This window comes from Puniceibacterium sediminis, from assembly GCF_900188035.1.
GTDB lineage: Bacteria > Pseudomonadota > Alphaproteobacteria > Rhodobacterales > Rhodobacteraceae > Puniceibacterium > Puniceibacterium sediminis.
Genome location: NZ_FZNN01000001.1, coordinates 477,542 through 496,859, shown reverse-complemented (window position 1 = coordinate 496,859; position 19,318 = coordinate 477,542). Strand labels below are relative to the sequence as shown.

The window sequence follows — 19,318 nt, the reverse complement described above, 5'->3', positions numbered from 1 at the left end:
AACAGTTTCAGTCTTGAAAACCGTTACTGGTCGAGGAACGACCGCAGCTTGCGCGACCGGCTCGGGTGCTTGAGTTTGCGCAACGCCTTCGCCTCGATCTGGCGGATCCGCTCGCGCGTCACGCTGAACTGCTGACCCACCTCTTCCAGAGTGTGATCCGTGTTCATGCCGATACCAAAGCGCATCCGCAGGACACGTTCTTCGCGCGGGGTAAGCGAAGACAACACTCGCGTCGTCGTTTCCTTCAGGTTCTCCTGAATGGCGGAATCGAGCGGCAGGACAGCGTTCTTGTCCTCGATGAAGTCACCAAGCTGGCTGTCTTCCTCGTCCCCGATCGGGGTTTCGAGAGAGATCGGCTCCTTGGCGATCTTCATCACCTTGCGGACCTTTTCCAGCGGCATCTGTAGCTTTTCGGCCAGCTCTTCCGGCGTCGGCTCGCGGCCGATCTCGTGCAGCATCTGACGACCGGTGCGGACCAGCTTGTTGATCGTCTCGATCATATGCACGGGAATACGGATGGTGCGCGCCTGATCCGCGATGGACCGGGTGATCGCCTGGCGGATCCACCACGTCGCATAGGTGCTGAACTTGTACCCGCGACGGTATTCGAACTTGTCCACGGCCTTCATCAAGCCGATGTTGCCTTCCTGAATGAGATCAAGGAATTGCAGTCCGCGGTTGGTGTACTTTTTCGCAATCGAAATCACCAGACGCAGGTTCGCCTCGACCATTTCCTTCTTGGCCTGACGGGCTTCTTTCTCGCCCTTCTGAACCTGCTGCACGATACGGCGGAATTCAGAGATATCCAGACCGACGTACTGACCGACCTGCGCCATGTCAGAACGCAGCTCTTCGACCTTGTCAGCCGAGCGTTCGATGAACATCTGCCAGCCACGACCGGCCTTCTCCGCCATCCGCTCCATCCAGTTCGGATCAAGCTCGCGACCACGGTATTCGTCGACAAATTCGCGCCGGTTGATGCGCGCCTGATCCGCCAACTTCACCATAGCCGAGTCGATCGACATGATCCGCTTGTTGATGCCATAAAGCTGGTCAATCAGCGCTTCGATGCGGTTATTGTGCAGGTGAAGTTCATTCACCAGCAGCACGATTTCCGAGCGCAGTTTCTGGTAACGGCCCTCATCATCGGCGCTGAAGGAACCATCCTCGTTCAGGGTGGCCGAAATCCGGCTGTCCTGCATCGCGGCCAGTTCTTCGTAATCGCGTGCAATGATGTCGAGCGTTTCCAGAACCCGCGGCTTCAGCGCGGCCTCCATCGCGGCCAGCGACATGTTGGCCTGCTCGTCCTCTTCCTCGTCGTCATCGGAGCTGATCGGGTTGCCGTCAGCATCCAATTCCGGAGCGTCATCACCTGACTTGGTCGATTCGCTGCTCACAGCTGAGCCATCAACCACAGGCGATTCGAGTTCGCCATCTTCCCCCAGCTGGTTGCCAAAGGTGGTTTCAAGGTCGATCACATCACGCAGCAGAATGTCTTCGGAAAGAAGTTCGTCGCGCCAGATGGTGATGGCCTGAAAGGTCAGCGGGCTTTCACAGAGCCCGGCAATCATGGTGTTGCGCCCGGCCTCGATCCGCTTGGCGATAGCGATCTCGCCCTCGCGGCTCAGCAGTTCGACGGAACCCATTTCGCGCAGGTACATGCGTACCGGATCATCGGTACGGTCAAGCTTTTCGCTGGCGCCCGAGGATAGCGCTACATCCTTGTTCGATGAGGCATCAACAAGATCGGTGGATCCCTTGTCGTCTTCCTCGCCTTCCTCGTCGTCCTCAGTGACCTGAATGCCCATTTCCGACAGCATCGACATCACATCCTCGATCTGGTCGGAACTGACCTGATCAGGAGGAAGGACTTCGTTCAGCTGGTCATAAGTGATGTAGCCACGCTCGCGAGCGTCGGCGATCATCTTTTTGACAGCAGCCTGGCTCATATCGAGCGAGACTTCGTCGTCCTGGATTTCTGGCTTGGCGTCGTCGTTATCTTTGGCTGCCATATGGTGCTCCTGTCAGGGGCGATGTGAAGGGGCGCAGATGCGGCGAGATGATTCGGCTAAACCGAATCAATAGCGCGATATCCTGATTCGCACACCCGTTTACCCTGATTCGTTTACATATTCCTCACCAAACTAGTGAGATTTCCTAGGTTTACCACCGCGCGTGACATCTATTGATTCGAACAGTGCCCGACTGCGCTGCAATTGCTCCGCGTCAAGCTGTACTCCGTTCGACGCAGTAACAAAATCCGCAGCCTCCTCTTGCTGCGCCCGCTGCGCAGATGAGCGCGCTTCTGCCGCTTGACCAAGCCGCCATGTCACGGACTCATCCGCCAGATCCCCCTCCAGATCCTCTACGCCCTCGGCGATGCCGACAGCCTGCCTGCGATGGGCTTCCAGCTTGGCTAATTCTTCTGCCACGGTCATCCGCGCCAGTTCGGTATTGCCCGGATTTCGCACGCAGGGTGTGATCGCAACGTGGCGTGCCGCGAACAGGGTTTCAAGGGCCTGACCACCGATTGCCGATTCCGCCAGCCCGCGCACCTCGGTAGGTCCCTGTCCCAATGACCGCAGCAGACAGTCGCGCAGATCGCGGTGGACGGAGTCACTGCAGGGCATCGCCTCAAGCTGTTGCTCGAATTCCTCGACCAGATCGGGCGCGGAAAGCAGCGCGGCCAGGATGACCGCCTCTCGCAATTGCTCCTGCGCCTGTTCGCCCGCTGAAACCAGAAGCGACGCCTTGGCGCTGGCGCTGGGGGGCTGGGGGGCCTTCCAGTCGGTTTTGCCCCAACCGCCCGAGGCGCGCTTGACAGGACGCTGGCGGAACAGTGCCCAGCGTAACTGCTTAATATCTTCGCCATAATGACTGCGCAGGCTCGGGTCCTGGATCTGCCTGATCCGTTCGCGCAACACCTTGTCCAGCGCCGCTTTGCGTTCGGGACTGTCAAAGACGCGGCCTTCGGTCTCGCGCTGCCAGAGCAGTTTGACCATCGGCAACGCCGCCTCCAGAACCTTTTGCACGCCGCCTGCGCCCTCGGCCCGGATCAGATCGTCGGGATCCTTGCCTTCGGGCATCAGGGCAAAACGCAGCGACTTGCCCGATTCAATCAGCGGCAAGGCCAGATCAATCACCCGGTATGCCGCACGCACCCCCGCCGCATCACCATCCAGCGCGACAATCGGCTCGTCCGAAATCCTCCAAAGCAGTTGCAACTGCGTTTCGGTCACGGCGGTACCAAGGGGTGCCACTGCCGCACCATAGCCTGCCTCGACCAAAGCGATCACGTCCATATACCCTTCGGCCACGATCAGCGGCTGGCCCTTGCCCGCTGCCACGCGGGCGGGGCCTTGGTTATACAGGTTGCGACCTTTGTCGAACAACTCAGTCTCGGGCGAATTCAGGTACTTGGCGTTGTCGTTGGGGTCCATCGCGCGCCCACCGAAAGCGATGCAGCGATCACGCGCATCGCGGATCGGGAACATGATACGGTTGCGAAAGACATCATAGGGGTTGCCCCCCTTTGACGACGCCTTGCCAAGACCCGCGCCCAGGATCAGATCCTCTTCGACACCCTTGCCGCGCAGATGTTCCCACAGAGCATGCCAACCATCAGGCGCGAAACCTATGCCGAATTTCTCACGGGTCTGTTCGGACATGCCGCGCTTGTCCAGATAGGCGCGCGCCGCCGTGCCCGCACCGGTCTTCAGCTGCAGGCGGAAAAAAGCCACAGCCATTTCCATGACTTCGATCAGCTGCGTGCGTCGGTCCGCCTTGACCTGCGCCTGCGGATCACGTTCGGGAACCGACATCCCGGCCTCACCAGCCAGGATCTTGATCGCCTCCATGAAGTCGACATTTTCAGTCTCGCACACAAAGGAAATGGCATCACCCTTGGCCTGACAGCCAAAGCAATAGTAAAACCCTTTGCGGTCATCCACGTGGAAGGACGCGCTTTTTTCCTGATGAAAGGGGCACGGCGCCCACATGTCACCCTTGCCCTGATTGGACTTGCGCGTGTCCCACATGACCTTTCGCCCCACGACCTGAGACAGGCTCGTGCGGGTGCGCAACTCATCAAGGAAACCAGGGGGCAGACTCATCCGGCCATTATCCCAAGCGGCACGACCAGAGTCCAGCCGCGCCGACGGTGCCCACACTGCGCCCGAAAGCACCATACGCACAGGCACCCGGCACGAGTTCAGCCGCCGAAAGCGACGAAATCTGCCTACAACTGTCCGCAAATACTCTCGTCGGAGGCTTTGGAAGGATCCAACGCGTGGCACGCAGGCAATGAAGCGTCACAATGCCACTGGCGTCTGAGCAGGCGGGCCCGCCCGCCTGCGAGGCTTGGCGTGCGCGCCACAGGCGCGCTCTGCTGGATCACTACTGTTTGAGACAGCCCTCTACCCAACTGTCGCCGACGGCCGTGCCCAGTTGCGCCTCGGGCAGGGTATAGACCCAGTCGACCACTGCCGGGACGATCGCGCCGTATTTCTGCGCTTCCCCGTCCAGTCCGGCTTGCACCAACTGGGCCGCAGCGCCGTTGTCCGCGCCCGATTTGCGGGCCTCGACCACCTGCATCACCAGCCCGCCCTGCAGGTCACATTCCTTCTGACCCAGCGCGAGCGCGCCCGAGGCCGTCAGGGTGAAAGCCGCCAGCGCGGTCAGCATCGTGAACTTCATGATTTGGCTATCCTGTCTGCTAGAAATCAAGCCAATGATTAGCGCCTGACCCGCCCCCTGTCACCCACCCGAACGGGCCGTCACGGATGACATTGCCGTGTCCAGATCCTCGACCAGTGTCCCTGCCATCGACCGGAATGCAAGGATCAGAAAGCTTTCCACCTCTTGCCGTAGCAGCAATACAGGCAGATGCCCCAAAAGACTGCGCGCCGACTGACCGGGTGAAAAGACCCGTAGTCGCAGATCCACAGGCACCAGCCGCGCCAGCACATCCTCACAGCCTGCGCCTGTCAGCCGTACCACCGCCCAGGCATCGCTCTGATCCGTCACCGCCGCGTATCGTGACAGATCTGGGTCAGGCTCAGGCCCGATCAAAAAGGCCTGATCAAGACCGCTCCAGCTGCAAAGCGTCCCGCCCTGCCCTCTCACACGCCCAGGCGCAGGAAATGACACGCCATGCGCCGCCTGCAAGGCCTCTGACAGCGCACCGGCTTGCCCGTCATATGACGCCAGAGAAGTCACTGTTCCGGCATCCTCTTCGCTCAGGCTCAGCGCACCGCGCGTTATCGGCAACAGCCCCGCGCAGGGGGATTTTGTCATTAGTTCAACCACGCAGTCGCCCTCCGTCCGGATCGACCCGTACCGGATCTGTCACCCTGCAGGCGACTTCCAGCCCGCGCAACTGATCGACCATCCGCACCACCTCGCCATGCCGCGCGCGACCGTCGCGCAGGAAACCAAGGCCCAGCCCATGCCCCAAAAATGGCGAATGGCAGACAGAGGTCACATAGCCCTCGTTCGTTTCGCGCGCCACGACCGCGCCCTGCGCAAACAGCTGCGCCCCGGCGGTCAGCGACTTGTCCGCATCCAGCGGCTGCAAGCCCACCATCTGCTGGCGACGCGGCCCGACCAGCCCGGGCCGCGCCGCCATCGCCTTGCCGATACAATCCTTGCCGGGCGCGATCATCCGCCCCATTCCGATGTCGAATGCCGTGGTGCGGCCATGGATCTCGGCATGGGTGATATGCCCCTTCTCGATCCGCAGCACGTTCAGCGCCTCCATCCCGTAGGCACCGCCACCGAATGCCTCGGCCCGGGTCACCAGAAGATCGAACAGGGCGGCACCAAAGCGCGCCGGGACGGCGATTTCATAGGCGTGTTCCCCGGAAAACGAAATCCGGAACAGCCGCCCGCGCACACCGGCCACGTCAACTTCGCCACAGGCCATGAAGGGCCAGGTGGCATCGTCTATCGGCGCTGCAAGTACCCCGTTCACCAACTCCCGCGCCCTCGGGCCCGCCACCGCGAATTGCGCCCATTGTTCCGTGACCGAGATCATCCGCAGGTTCATCTGCGGCACCAGACATTGATGCACAAACTCCAGATGCTGCATCACTGCGCCTGCCGCTGCGGTGGTCGTTGTCATCACGTAGTGCTGCGGCCCCAGCCGTGCCGTGGTGCCGTCATCCATCACATGCCCGTCTTCGCGCAACATCAGACCATAGCGCACGCGGCCTTCCTTCAGCGTGGAAAACGTATTGGCATAGACCAGGTCCAGAAAAGCCGCCGCATCCGGCCCCTGAATGTCAATCTTTCCCAAGGTCGACACGTCGCAAATCCCGACCGCCCCGCGCACCATTCCCACCTCGCGGTCACAGAATTGCCGCCAGGTGCGCTCGCCCTCACGCGGGAAATAGCTGGACCGGTACCACAACCCCGCCTCGATCATCGGCGCGCCCCGCGCGACAGAAGCCACATGTGATGTCGTCAGCCGCTGTGGCGCAAACCCGTGCCCCTGCGCGCCCGCCCCCATGGCCGCGATCGCCACCGGGCTGTAGGGTGGGCGAAAGGTGGTGGTCCCGGTCTCGGGAATCCCGCGCCCGGTGGTATCCGCCAGAACGGCCAGAGCGGCGACATTCGAATTCTTGCCCTGGTCTGTCGCCATGCCTTGGGTGGTGTAGCGCTTCATATGCTCGACCGAGCGGAAATTCTCAGCCGCCGCCTGCACCACATCCTTGACCGTCACGTCATTCTGGAAATCGAGCCATGCACGCCCCTTTCCCGGAACGTTCCAAAGCGGTTCGATCTGGTAGGGCACATCCTCTGCCGATGGTACGGTCGTTGCGCCGACGTCCAGCCCCAGATCGCGCAGCGCCACCTGAGCTGCTGACACTCCTGCCTCCAGACAGCCACGGGTCGTGAACACGCCGTTGCAAGCCCCCACCGCAGTCATCCCTGGCACTGCACCTTCGCGCGGGACAAAGGCCGCGATATCGTCACGCCAGACGGGCCGCCCGTTCATGTGACAGCTCAGATGCACCGACGGGTTCCAGCCGCCTGACATCGCTAGGGTGTCGGCTTTGACGCGCACCTCTCCGCCTGCGGTCTTGATCCGGATGCCTGAAACCCCGTTCCGCCCACCCTGCGTGCCCGTCACCACCGCGCCGCGATAGACCGGATAGGGATGCTCGGGGGGGGGGCCGCTCCGGCTGTCCACCACCGCCGCCACCTTTAGCCCGGCTGCGATCAGATCCTCAGCTGTGCGGTACACGTCATCACTGTTGCCAAAGATTGCGATGTCTTTCCCGGGTGCCACCCCCCAGCGGTTGACATAGGCGCGCAGGGCGCCCGCCATCATCACACCGGGCCGGTCGTTTCCGGCAAAAGCCACAGGCCGCTCCAGCGCCCCTGCCGCCAGCACGGCGCGCCGCGCAGCGATCCGCCAGAAGCACTCCCGCGGCAGATCCCCACTTGCGGCACGATGTTGCGCCACCCGCTCCAGCGCGCCGAATGTCCCCTGATCATAGGCCCCCGTCACGGTGGTCCGTGTCATCACGCGAACGCCCAGATCGCGCAATTTCGCCACCACGGACGCGGCCCACTCTGGCCCAGGCAGGCCGTCCACCTCGCCCCGCTCGGCCAGAAGTCGCCCACCGGGCGTTGAGTCCTCGTCGCACAGGATCACATCCGCCCCGGCGCGTGCTGCCACCAGCGCCGCCATCAGCCCCGTCGGCCCTGCCCCGATCACCAGCAGATCGCAAAAGGCATAGGCCTTTTCGTAGCGTTCGGTGCAGGACTGCCCCGACAGCGCCCCAAGCCCCGCCGCGCGGCGGATCACAGGCTCGTAGAGCTTTTCCCAGAACGCCCGCGGCCACATGAAGGTCTTGTAATAGAAACCCGCGCCCAGAAACGGCGCCGCCAGAGAATTCAGCGACATCACGTCCCAGTTCAGGCTGGGCCAGCGGTTCTGGCTTTCGACCACCAGCCCGTCATAGATCTCTTGCACTGTGGCCCGCACATTCGGGTCCCGCGCCGCACCACTGCCCACGGTGACCAGCGCGTTCGGCTCTTCCGACCCGGCGGTCAGAATCCCCCGTGGTCGGTGATATTTGAACGACCGCGCCACCAGACGCACATCGTTGGCCATCAGAGCGGCGGCTAACGTCTCGCCCTCAACCCCCTCCATCCAGCGGCCGTCGAATTGGAACCGGACTTTTCTGGAACGTTCCGCCTGCCCTTTTCCCTCAATCCGCATGGCGTGCCTCCCGTGCCAGTACGGCACTATGGACCGCGTGGCTCACCGTATCCCGCGTCACGACCAGCCAGGCACCACAGCCCGCGCCATGCTGCCAAAGATCCCGTGTGAGACCGGCCGGATTGTCACGTAGATGCAGATAGGAATCCCACGCGTCGCCCCCCGCGGTCGGCAAAGGCCGCTCAAGCCGCACCGCATCGCCCTGATAGGTGAACTCGCGCAGGTCTCGTTCCCCGCAGACAGGACAGGGCAGCCTCATGCCGCGCGCCCCGTTTCACAGAGACACTGGCTCATGTTCTTTTCTTTCCACATACGCAAAATCCGCCCTCTCGAACCGTGTCTAGTGCAAGTTATGCTGCGCCCCGGTGCCTTCTTCGTCCATCAGCCCCCGCCCCGTGCGGAACCGGTCCAGCCGGAACCGCGTGGCGCTGTCGTGGGGGCGGTCCGTCGCCAGCAAATGCGCAAAGGCAAAGCCCGAGCCCGGCACCGCCTTGAACCCGCCGTAACACCAGCCGCAATCGATATAGAGCCCCTCGACCCCCGTCCGGTCGATGATAGGCGAGCCATCCGGCGTCATGTCCATGATCCCGCCCCAGGAGCGCAACACCTTGGCCTTGCCGATCATCGGCATCAGGGTCATCGCCGCCTCCATCACGTGCTCTTTCATCGGCAGGTTGCCCCGCGCCGCATATGATGCGTAGAAATCCAGATCGCCGCCAAAGACCAGCCCGCCCTTGTCGGATTGGCTGATATAGAAATGCCCCATGCCAAAGCTCACCACATGGTCGATGCAGGGCTTCAGCCCCTCGGTCACAAAGGCCTGCAGCACATGGCTTTCGATCGGCAGACGCATACCCGCCATCGCCGCCACCTGACCTGATCGGCCCGCGACCACGATCCCGACCTTCTTTGCCCGGATCGCCCCGCGCGTGGTCTGCACGCCCTTGACCACACCACCTTCGATGTCGATCCCGGTAACCTCGCAATTCTGGAGCAGGTCCACGCCGCGCTGGTCGGCGCCGCGCGCGTATCCCCAGGCCACCGCATCGTGACGCGCCGTGCCACCACGCGGGTGCAGCAACCCCCCGTAGATCGGGAAACGGGTGTTGTCGAAATCGAGATAGGGCAGATGCTTCTCCACCCCCTTTCGGTCCAGAAGCACCGCATCGTCACCTTGCGTGATCATCGCATTGCCGCGCCGCACAAAGGCATCCCGCTGGCCGTCGGAATGGAACAGGTTGATCAACCCGCGCTGCGAATGCATCACGTTATAGTTCAGATCCGCCTCCAGCCCCTCCCAGAGCTTCAGCGAATTGGAATAGAACTCGGAATTTCCCGGAAGAAAGTAGTTGGCCCGCACGATCGTCGTGTTGCGCCCCACGTTGCCGCCACCGATATAGCCTTTTTCCAGCACCGCGATGTTGCGATATCCGTGTTCCTTGGCGAGATAATAGGCCGTCGACAGCCCGTGGCCGCCCCCGCCGATGATCACGATATCATATTCTGACTTCGGCTCGGGGTCGCGCCAGTGGGGCGTCCAGCCTTTATTGCCGGTCAGGCCTTCCTGGAGGATGCGCAGGGCTGAAAATCTCATGAACGACTCCGTTTCGACCCGCTCAGCCTAGCAACGACACGCAGGCAAGGCCTAGAAGGATTGCGACAGAAGATGTCGCTGTCGTACCGAAGCGCGGTTCATGCGGAATAAGCCGCCGCCCGCTCCTCCGTGCTCAGTACCTTGGGTTCGGCGACGGGTCGCCCTTCGGCGTCAAAGAACGGGCTCTGACGGGCGGTTCCGGCCAGATAGGCGGCGGCAGACCGGCGCAGCAACCCGCCCAGCATCGCGGCCAGCCCCTTGTCCTTTTTCGGCGCAGCAGTGCCAGGCAGCGCCATTTTGGTGAACCCGTAGGTACCGACCGGCCCCAAGGGGCCGACATCCGCGAACAGCGGCCGCCACATGCCCGCCAGAGGTACTTTGGATGTGCCCACTGTATTGGCCAGTGGCGTGCCGCAACAATCGGCGTACCAGCGGTGCAATCCCTTTTCCGTCAGACGTTTGCAGGCGATGTGCTCTGCCCCGGCGGTGATCTCGATCCGGGCGGGCAGCACTTGGATCAGGGGGCTGCCGCCACCGGGTTCAAGCTGATCCGCCACCCCCATATGATGTGCAAAGGCGCGGCAATCGCGGCAATAACAGATCAAATGGCACACCTCGCCCGGGACGGCGTGGTGCAAGACACCGCGGAGCGCGCCGCAAGCGCAGGAAAAGTCCAGGTCGGTTTGCATGTCGCACCCTCTGCTTTGCCGTAGTCACGGCACGACCCTGCGCGATTCCGCGCGCAAAGGAAAGGCGGGCGGGGCCGATCTGCGCCACCGCCCGCCATGCAGAGTTGCTGGGCTTAAAGTCCCTTGGCTCGGTAGCTTGCCGCGACCTTGCCGATCGATACGAGATAGGCTGCCGTGCGCAGGTCCGACACGTCCTCGCGCCCATGCCACACTTCTCGCATCGACTGGTAGGCGATACGCATCGTGTCATCCAGCCCCGAGCGGACAAGTTCCAGCTCGCCCGCGCCGCGCAGGTATTTCTGTTTGAAATCAGGGCTGAGCGTCCATGTCTTGCCGAGCGATTCCGAGATGCGTTCAAGCTCATCCACCACCAACTGGTGGCGCGATTCCTCTTGACGGCGTTGCATGCGGCCAAAGCGGATATGGCTCAGGTTCTTGACCCATTCAAAGTAGGACACCGTAACGCCACCGGCGTTGGCATACATGTCGGGAATGATGACCGCGCCCTTTTCGCGCAGAATTTCATCCGCGCCGGCGGTGATCGGGCCGTTGGCAGCCTCGATGATCAGCGGTGCCTGAATGCGGTGGGCATTGCTCAGGTTGATAACCCCTTCCAGTGCCGCCGGCACGAGGATATCGCAAGGCTCTTCCAACACCGCATCGCCATCTTTTGTGACGGCCCCCTTGGGATAGCCGGTCACGCCGCCGTTCGCGACAATCCACTGCCGCAGTTCTTCGATATCGATGCCGGCGGGATCGGTGACGGCCCCGTCCCATTCGATCACCCCCGTGACGCGGCAGCCGTCCTCCTCGCTCAGAAACTTGGCCGCGTGATAGCCCACGTTCCCAAGCCCCTGCACGATCACCGTCTTACCATCAAGCTTGCCGGAAAGTCCGGCCTTGGCGATGTCTTCGGGGTGGCGAAAGAATTCCTGCAGCGCGTATTGCACGCCGCGGCCTGTCGCCTCGACCCGGCCGGCGATGCCGCCTGCATTCAGCGGCTTGCCGGTGACGCAGGCCTTGGCGTTGATGTCAGTGGTGTTCATCCGCGCGTATTGATCGGCTATCCACGCCATCTCACGCTCTCCGGTGCCCATGTCGGGGGCTGGAACGTTCTGGCTCGGGTGGATCAGGTCGCGCTTGCAAAGTTCATAGGCAAAGCGACGTGTAATCAGTTCCAATTCGCGTTCGTCATACTGGCGCGGGTCGATGCGCAAGCCGCCCTTGGATCCGCCAAACGGCGCTTCGACCAGCGCGCATTTGTAGGTCATCAGCGCCGCGAGCGCCTCGACCTCGTCCTGATGCACGTTGGGGGCAAAGCGGATGCCGCCCTTTACCGGCTCCATATGTTCGGAGTGGACCGATCGATAGCCGGTGAAGGTCTGGATACCACCGCGCAATCGGACTCCAAAGCGCACCGTGTAGGTGGCATTGCAGACACGAATTTTTTCCTCGAGCCCCGGGCTCAAGTCCATCAGCGCAACAGCGCGGGTGAACATGAGATCAACGCTTTCGCGAAAGCTCGGCTCTTGGGTGGGCGTGGCAGACATGAAGTTCTCCAATAACTATGACGATCAGCGACTCAGTTTCGCCTGTTTTTCGTGCATTCACACTAGTCCAGCCCATACCGAATGAGGCCCCCAAATCTGCGGAGCCCCCAGATTACGCATCAGAATGCCCTAGACCCTTGAATGACGGACTTGTGCCATGTGTGGCAACAGAGACCGAGAAACCTTCACAATACGCTAATATCTTTGAACATCTGCGCCGTGGAACGCCCGGATTCCCACGAATTCGGCCGTACACAGACAGCCGAAGATGCTGCAATCAAAAGCTGCCTCAGCCACCGCGCAGATCCTCAGATCAGGCTTTCACCCGCGATCAGCGCTGCTATGAGATCAGCCATGAGGCGCGTCTGTGAGCCCGGTGTGACGCCGCCCACCGCCACACGCCGCCCCAGCCGCCACCACAGACCCGGCCGCCAGCATCGCGTCTGCGGCTGTTTTAGGATCAGCGTGAACCCGTTCGAGGGCTTGAGGGCAAAGGCCCCCCGGTCGATCTTTTCGATATCTTCGACCCGGGCCAGAACCGTGCCCGCGCTGTCGCGCAGTTCGTGTTCCGTCAGCTGCAGGACAAGGCTGGTGGCGCGCATCATCACATAGCCAAGCCAGAGCGCACAGCTGCCCATAAGTACCAGAAAAATCTGCCAGTTCACGCTCGGCGGCGTGGTCAGCGCCACATAGATCAGCAGCCCCCCAAGGAACCACAACATCCCGACCCCGACCGCGCGCCGGAATGGCGAGGCGCTTACCTCTGCCAGAATTCGTGTATCGTCCATCCCTGCCCCCATCCGTTCACGCCCCTCTACAGCGGATCGACGGGGCGCGAAACCGTTTAGGCTGTAGGAGAGGGTGAACAGGCAGCATACGCCTGCCTAGACCGGCAGCGTCACCAGATGGTTGTCCCAGGCGCGCGGAGCGGAATTGAGAGGCGACAGGGCATCCCCCGCAATGCTGCAAAGTCCGCCCAACCCGTCCGTTGTCATGAAGCCACCTTCGGCCGGGCCGACACCAGAAACATCCGTGCGGGCCATCATCCCTTGGAACTGACCAGCAGCGTCGAACAGGCTCAGCACGCCCCCATGAGGCGAGGTCAGCGCAACCTGTGCGCCATTGCCACTGAACGCGATACTGCCGGCATAACCCTTCATCCGCATCTGTTGTGGCTCGGTTGCTGCCGCCAGAACGAGCGGTGCGCCACGCCGGTGCAGCCCCAGAAGCGGGGTAAACCACCCATCGGGATCTTCGGTCTGCATGGCAAAAGACACTAATCCATCCGACCGCAGGGCGAGGTGACGGATTGAATTCTGGTGCAACTCGGGAGGCAAGCTGATCTGGTCCAGAAGTTCCCCATCGGCACTGAAATAGCTGAGGTTCGGCGCCATCGTGTCAAGGTTCAGCTTGCTGCGCTCATCGTCCATCGCGGTGCGGATGCCGCCATTGGCCACAACCAGATCACCCGATCCGGGCAGGCGCGCAATTTCATGCGGGCCGATGCCCTGTGACGACCATTCGCCCGTCCGGCGATAGCCGCTCATCGCATCCCAGACCCCGATCACGCCCTGCCCCGAAGCCGCGTCGATTTCGGAGGTATAGAGAACATCCCCACCGGCCGAAAACGCGCCGTGGCCGTTGAAACGCCGCCGCTCTGGCAGGGTCAGTTGGTGCAAGACGTGACCATCGGCGCAGTCGATGACCAGCGCATAGGTGCCGGGACGGCGTGCAAAGGCCACGGCCAGCGGTTTATGCGGATGCCCGGCGGCTGCGTGGCCGCGCGCGGGCAGCGGGACACGAAAGGTATCCTGACCCAAGGCATTCAGCCCGAACAGAGCATATCCACCATCCGGTTCACGCGCCGCGGCCAGATAGCGGGGATTGCCCGCATCGGCCCAGCTCAGCGTCGGCATGGCCGAGGCCGCAAGAAGCGTTGTCAGAAAGCTGCGGCGTGTGGTCATTGTCAGTCACCGTCCCCGGCATTGAACCCCTGAGCCACGCCAAGCGCCGGGCCGACTTCGGCAAGAACGCCAACCTCGGCGGCCTTGACCTTTTGTTGCAGGATCTCGACCTTGAGGCGCCCGCTCGGGTCGCTGACACTGGCAAAGGTCGGATCATCCAGCTCAGCCGCCGTTTGTATCGCCCGATCAAAGGCAGCGTCGGACTGGGGCAGCGGCGCGTCAACCAGCGTATCAGTCAGATTCTTCAGTGCCTTTATCGACAAGTCCACGTTGCGCAGCGAGCGTTCAGACCGGCGCGCTTCGGCCCGGTTGGGACGGGGGCGGTCAAACGTGCCAAGAGGGCGTCCCAGACGTTCGTTCGCGGTGAATTCAAGCCCCGCGACGAGGTTGGTAAACAGCACCTGAAGGCCTTCGTTTTCAGTCAGATAGGTGCCGTTGCCGGGCGCGCCTGCAGTCCGCAGCGTGTCGGCATAACCGTTCTGCCATTCGTGGGACACGGCCCCTGCGATATCCGCCAGATCGGCGGTCACGGCGCGGATCAGGTCGCAGGTATATGGGGCCGTCGCATCGTACTGCGCATCGTACAGCAGATATTCCAGCGCAAACAACCCACGCGCCGCGACCGAGACATCCTTGAACCCTTCGGGGGAATTCACGATCGGATCCTCTGCCGCGATCAGGCGGGACAGCCCCTTGGGTGTCATGCCCTTTGCATCCGGCCAGAATGCGATGATGACAGACCGGCCCGCCTCTTCCACCGGGCCAAAGCGCAGGTGGCTGACGCGCATCCAGGCGTCAAAGGCGGCGTTCCAGTCAGCGCGCAGCGTGTCGGGAGCGCAGCTTTCGACGGCGGCATCGTGCAGGGCCGCCGTCGTTTCGGCAAAAGCGGCGTAGCCCGGCAGGATATGTTCATCGACCGCTCTGGCCAGATCGGCAGCGGCGGGGCTGGCCAGCAACGTCAGCGCGGCGATGAGCTTTGGGAAATGTCTCACAGGCTCTCCAGATATCTGATCAAGGCGGTGCGGTCGGCGGGGGGCATGTCCATGACCGCCTGTTTCTGGGCCTCAGCCTCGCCCCCGTGCCACAGAACCGCTTCGAGCAGTGTGCGAGCGCGACCATCGTGCAGATAGCTTTGCTGGCCGCTGACAGTTTCGGTCATACCAATGCCCCAAAGCGGCGCGGTGCGCCATTCACTGCCGGTTGCGCGCCCCTCGGGACGGTTGTCGGCAAGGCCCGGCCCCATGTCATGCAGCAGCAGATCGCTATAGGGCCAGATCAGTTGAAAGCTTTGCTCGGGTTGATTTTCCAGCCGGGAAGTCACGAATTTCGGCTGGTGACAGGCGGTGCAGCCGGTTTCATAGAACACCTGTTTGCCCTGCAGCACCTGCGCGTCATCCACGTCGCGCCGCGCGGGCACAGCAAGGTTGCGGGCGTAAAAGGTAACAAGGTCCAGCCCCTCTGCCCCGATTTCGGTGCCTTCGGGGCTGCCGGTGCTGCCATCGGGCGCGGTGCGGCAATCGGCCTGCGCCGCGGTGCAGTCACCAAAACCCGCAGGAAAGATGGGCGAGGAAATCCCCATGTCCCCCGCAAAGGCCGCAGCGGACTGTTCGCGGATCGACGGCGCGCCAGCCTTGTACCCGAAACGGCCCAGCATCGGGCGCCCGTGTTCGAAGGACCAGACCTTTTGCGCCCGCCCCGAAATGCCGTTTCCGTCGGCATCCTCCGGGTCGGCAAGCGCCATGATGTCCTGCGCTGGGATTGCCTCGATCAGGCCAAGCCCGATCATCTGCGGTGCCACGCGGGGCGAAAGCATCGCGCCGGGGGCCAATGGGCCATAGCCAAGGTCGGCGGCTTCGTAGGTGGGCGCGCGCAGGGTCACGGTTTCGTCGCCCGAAAGCGTGACAGGCATCTCGGTATATTGGACGTCAAAGCGGTATTCAGCCTTGTGGCCCTGCGTGGCAAAATCCTGCATCTGCCCGCCGTAGACCGGATCGGGCCGGGTGCGCGGGCCAGCCTCGTCCACTCCGGCAAGAAAGGCTTCTATATCGGTCATCGGCGCATCATCCACGGCAGGCACAGAGACGCGCAGGAAAATGGACACGGCATCGTCCTGTGGCCCCTCGGGTGGGTGACCGCGCCCGTCCTTGAGATGGCAGGACTGACAGGACCGTGCGTTGTAGAGCGGCCCCAACCCGTCCGACACCAGCGTCGAGGACGGAGAAGACACCCAGAGCTTGCGGAACAAGCCGTCGCCGACCTTGAAATCCAGCTCGCGTTCAAAGGGGATATTACCCGACGATTGGGAAAAGGCATCGGCCGTCGCGCGCGCGCGTACGGTTGCCGCGCCGCCGGAATTCGCCTCGAACGGTTCGGGCGTGGTAAAATCGGTGGTGGCCCGGGTCGCAGACCGGATACGGCCAGTTTCGGCTTTGGTCCGGGGCACCACGTCCAGATGCGGCTGGAACAGCGCGTTCGGTATGTCGGATCGCGCGGAAGGCGCGAAACCGGCGCAGACCACCAAAGCCGCGATCATCATCAGCTGCAGGCGTGCGAGGGGGCTCATTGCGAAACGTCCGTGGGAGGGCCGTACCCGGATCGGCTCCGGACAGGGCAAGGATTTTCTGGCAACATGAATGCGGCGGCGCCCAAATTCAACGGGACGCGCCGCCGCACCTTGATAGGTTTACTGGAAGACCGCGTTCGGATCGTCGAGGCTGTCTGACCCTTCGAGCGTGATGCCGCCAAGATCCAGCGCGGTCACGACTCGTTCGATCGAACGAGTCTGCGCAACAAGCGCATCCACGGCCGACATGACGAGCTCTTCGCCGGTGTCATTGCCGCGCGCCAGCATCGTGTCATAGGCCATGCCGCCATCCACGGCGTCAACGATTTGCTGCATCTCGGCCATTGTGGCGTCAAGATTGTCGCGCAGTTCCGTGTCCGCAGCCGCGTTCACCGCGCCCACGAGATCAGAAAGGGACGCGCCTTCGATATGGGTGCCGTCAATGCGGGTGTATTCGCCCAGATAGGCCTGCTGCACACCCAGAGCATCGTAATAGTGGCTCCACTGGGTGTTGTCCGAGAAACAGTCATGCTCTTCCTCGGGGTCGTTCAGCAGCACGCCCAGTTTCATCCGCTGACCAGCGAGTTCGCCGTAAGACAGCGACCCCATTCCGGTCAGAATCGCCTGAAGCCCTGCGTTTTCGTCCGAGGTCAGCGCCGTGCGGGCCTCACCTTCGGGTGCCCATTGGGCGACCATCCATTCAAGATCGCTGAGCATGAGATCCGAAGCCGCACGCAGGTAATCGCCGCGCCGGTCGCAGTTGCCGTTGGTGCAGGCATCGCCGGATGCATAATCGGTCCAGGAACGCGTCCCTGCCCCGGCATCGGTACCGTTCAGGTCCTGGCCCCAAAGCAGGAATTCGATGGCGTGATAGCCGGTTGCCACATTGGCCTCGACCGCGTCCGCCTCTTGCAGGGTATCTTCCAGCAGGGCCGGGGTAATCTCGGTCGCATCGACGGTTTCGCCAGACAGGGTGAAGGTCGGGTTCGCTATGACATTCAGCGCCGCATAGGCGTTTTCATCTGTCGCCCCGCCATAAGCCGCATCCACATAGTCGATCAGCCCCTCGTCCAGCGGCCAGGCATTCACCTTGCCCTCCCAGTCATCAACGATCGCGTTGCCAAAGCGGTAAACCTCGGTCTGCATGTAAGGCACGCGTGCGGCGATCCAGGCGGTGCGGGCATCCGCCAGCGTCTGTTCAGACGGGTCGGCCAACAGTGCGTCGATGGCAGCGTCCAGCGCCTGCGCAGTGGTCAGGCTGTCAGCGTATTTTGCGGCGGCAATGTCGGCATAAGTGCTTATCACTTCGGACTTTTCGACGGCCAAGGCCGGGCAGGCCGTCAAGGCGGTGGTGGCCAGGCTGGCAAGGAAGAGACGTGTCATATGGAACCCTTTCCGTGAAATCATGAGCATTACGCCCCGTGCGCGACGGAATCGCGATGGCCGCAACCTGACCAATTCAATCAGCCAAGTCAAATCCGATTATTTTAGTAGGCATTAATAAAGCCGTGCCGACGCTCATGGTTTTTCCGTCTGAATCTCTGGCGTCGTCAACCTAACCGCAGCGACCCAGCTGAGCAGGACCATCACCGCGGCCGTCGTCAGGCAGAGCGGCAGGCCGCCCAGTTGGTAGGTCAGCCCCGACAGCACAGTCCCAAGCAAACGCCCGACGGCATTTGCCATGTAATAAAACCCGACATCCATCGTAACCCTGTCGCCTGACGAAAAAGCCAGGATCAGGTAAGAATGCAGCGCCGAGTTGACCGCAAAGACCGCCCCAAACACCAGAAGGCCGGTGATCAACGCAACAGTCAGCCCGGTTGACGGCGCCCCGCCAAACCAGACCAGCGCGGCCAGCAGCGCCGGGATCAGCGCAAGTCCAGCAGCCCAGTGGCGGGCGACGTGAACGATCTCGGACTCGGGGCGGTCTTTAGCACGCAACAGGTTTGGCGCCGAGGCCTGAACAAATCCGTAAAGCACCGTCCAGACGGCCATGAAGCTGCCGATGATGAAAAAGGCCGTGCGGTTGCCATCCTCACTGCCGTCCGAAAGGACCGCGTAAAAATAGATTGGAATGCCGACTACGAACCAGACATCGCGGGCCCCAAACAGGAATACCCGGGCAAGGCTGAGCCAGTTGATATTGGCGTTGTCCGAAAAGATTTCCTTGAATTTCGCATCCTTGCGGCCTGTTGGTAACCCTGTCGGCATCTTGACGATGACCGCCCCAAGGATCAGCGACAGAACCGCCGCCATGCCCAAAACCGCCGGGACAAACCCAACCGTCGCCAGAAGCGCCGCGCCCAGCAGGAAACCCGCCCCCTTTACCGCATTTTTGGACCCCGTCAGCAAAGCCACCCAGCGGAACAGCCCGCCCGCGCCGCTGGGGGCCAACAACTTGACTGCCGATTTCGCGCTCATCTTCGCGAGATCCTTGGCCACCCCGGACGCGCCCTGGACCAGCATGACAAAACCGACCGAGGCTGGAACGGTCCATGTCGGGTCCAGCTGAGCCAGAGCGAGCAGCGCCGCGACCTGCAGGGCGAGCCCGGCATACAGCGTCGAGGTCAGGCCAAACCGCGCCGCGACCCATCCGGCACAAAGGTTGGTCACGATGCCTGCAATCTCATATAAAACAAAGAGATAGGCCAGCTGAACCGGCGAAAACCCCAAGGAATGGAAGTGCAGCAGCACCAGCATCCGCAGCGCGCCATCGGTCAGCATGAAG

At 62.4% G+C, this 19,318-nt stretch carries 15 protein-coding genes; all 15 read right to left on the bottom strand.

Features of this window, described 5'->3' with window-relative positions; all coding sequences use genetic code 11:
* Positions 1-23 precede the first annotated feature (23 nt).
* The 15 genes from rpoD to arsJ all read right to left on the bottom strand — a co-directional run bounded on the left by rpoD (position 24) and on the right by arsJ (position 19,314).
* Entirely contained in the window at positions 24-2,012 is a 1,989-nt protein-coding gene (gene rpoD, locus CHB75_RS02295; protein WP_089268886.1) for an RNA polymerase sigma factor RpoD, read from the bottom strand.
* Between the two features lie 132 nt (positions 2,013-2,144).
* Positions 2,145-4,112, bottom strand: a complete 1,968-nt coding sequence (gene dnaG / locus CHB75_RS02290; protein ID WP_089268885.1) for a DNA primase — start codon at positions 4,110-4,112, stop codon at positions 2,145-2,147.
* Positions 4,113-4,395: 283 nt separating this feature from the next.
* Complete coding sequence (locus tag CHB75_RS02285) at positions 4,396-4,695, bottom strand: hypothetical protein (RefSeq protein ID WP_089268884.1); 300 nt, start codon at positions 4,693-4,695, stop codon at positions 4,396-4,398.
* Between the two features lie 60 nt (positions 4,696-4,755).
* Positions 4,756-5,295: a sarcosine oxidase subunit gamma gene (locus tag CHB75_RS02280; protein ID WP_245840609.1), complete on the bottom strand. Its 540-nt coding sequence runs from the start codon at positions 5,293-5,295 to the stop codon at positions 4,756-4,758.
* 4 nt (positions 5,296-5,299) lie between these two features.
* On the bottom strand, positions 5,300-8,230 hold the full coding sequence (locus CHB75_RS02275) for a sarcosine oxidase subunit alpha family protein (protein WP_089268882.1): 2,931 nt from the start codon (positions 8,228-8,230) through the stop codon (positions 5,300-5,302).
* Complete coding sequence (locus tag CHB75_RS02270; protein ID WP_089268881.1) at positions 8,220-8,489, bottom strand: sarcosine oxidase subunit delta; 270 nt, start codon at positions 8,487-8,489, stop codon at positions 8,220-8,222. The genes CHB75_RS02275 and CHB75_RS02270 overlap by 11 nt, the downstream gene beginning before the upstream one ends.
* A gap of 81 nt (positions 8,490-8,570) precedes the next feature.
* Positions 8,571-9,824 carry a sarcosine oxidase subunit beta family protein gene (locus tag CHB75_RS02265; protein ID WP_089268880.1) on the bottom strand — a complete coding sequence of 418 codons (1,254 nt, stop codon included), beginning with the start codon at positions 9,822-9,824 and terminating at the stop codon, positions 8,571-8,573.
* Positions 9,825-9,922: 98 nt separating this feature from the next.
* The gene (locus CHB75_RS02260) at positions 9,923-10,513 is read right to left on the bottom strand and encodes a DUF6151 family protein (RefSeq protein WP_089268879.1); all 591 of its coding nucleotides are present in this window, start codon (positions 10,511-10,513) and stop codon (positions 9,923-9,925) included.
* Between the two features lie 113 nt (positions 10,514-10,626).
* Positions 10,627-12,063 carry a Glu/Leu/Phe/Val family dehydrogenase gene (locus tag CHB75_RS02255; protein WP_089268878.1) on the bottom strand — a complete coding sequence of 479 codons (1,437 nt, stop codon included), beginning with the start codon at positions 12,061-12,063 and terminating at the stop codon, positions 10,627-10,629.
* A gap of 308 nt (positions 12,064-12,371) precedes the next feature.
* Positions 12,372-12,851 carry a hypothetical protein gene (locus CHB75_RS02250; RefSeq protein ID WP_176439038.1) on the bottom strand — a complete coding sequence of 160 codons (480 nt, stop codon included), beginning with the start codon at positions 12,849-12,851 and terminating at the stop codon, positions 12,372-12,374.
* A 96-nt stretch (positions 12,852-12,947) separates the two neighbouring features.
* On the bottom strand, positions 12,948-14,027 hold the full coding sequence (locus CHB75_RS02245; protein ID WP_089268876.1) for a DUF1513 domain-containing protein: 1,080 nt from the start codon (positions 14,025-14,027) through the stop codon (positions 12,948-12,950).
* Between the two features lie 2 nt (positions 14,028-14,029).
* Positions 14,030-15,019, bottom strand: a complete 990-nt coding sequence (locus CHB75_RS02240) for an imelysin family protein (RefSeq protein WP_089268875.1) — start codon at positions 15,017-15,019, stop codon at positions 14,030-14,032.
* Positions 15,016-16,590, bottom strand: coding sequence for a di-heme oxidoreductase family protein (locus CHB75_RS02235; RefSeq protein WP_245840607.1), 1,575 nt, complete (start codon positions 16,588-16,590; stop codon positions 15,016-15,018). Before CHB75_RS02235 ends, CHB75_RS02240 begins: the two co-directional genes overlap by 4 nt.
* 120 nt (positions 16,591-16,710) lie before the next feature.
* Positions 16,711-17,973, bottom strand: coding sequence for an imelysin family protein (locus tag CHB75_RS02230; protein WP_089268874.1), 1,263 nt, complete (start codon positions 17,971-17,973; stop codon positions 16,711-16,713).
* A gap of 135 nt (positions 17,974-18,108) precedes the next feature.
* On the bottom strand, positions 18,109-19,314 hold the full coding sequence (arsJ, locus tag CHB75_RS02225) for an organoarsenical effux MFS transporter ArsJ (protein WP_425439483.1): 1,206 nt from the start codon (positions 19,312-19,314) through the stop codon (positions 18,109-18,111).
* Between the last annotated feature and the right edge of the window lie 4 nt (positions 19,315-19,318).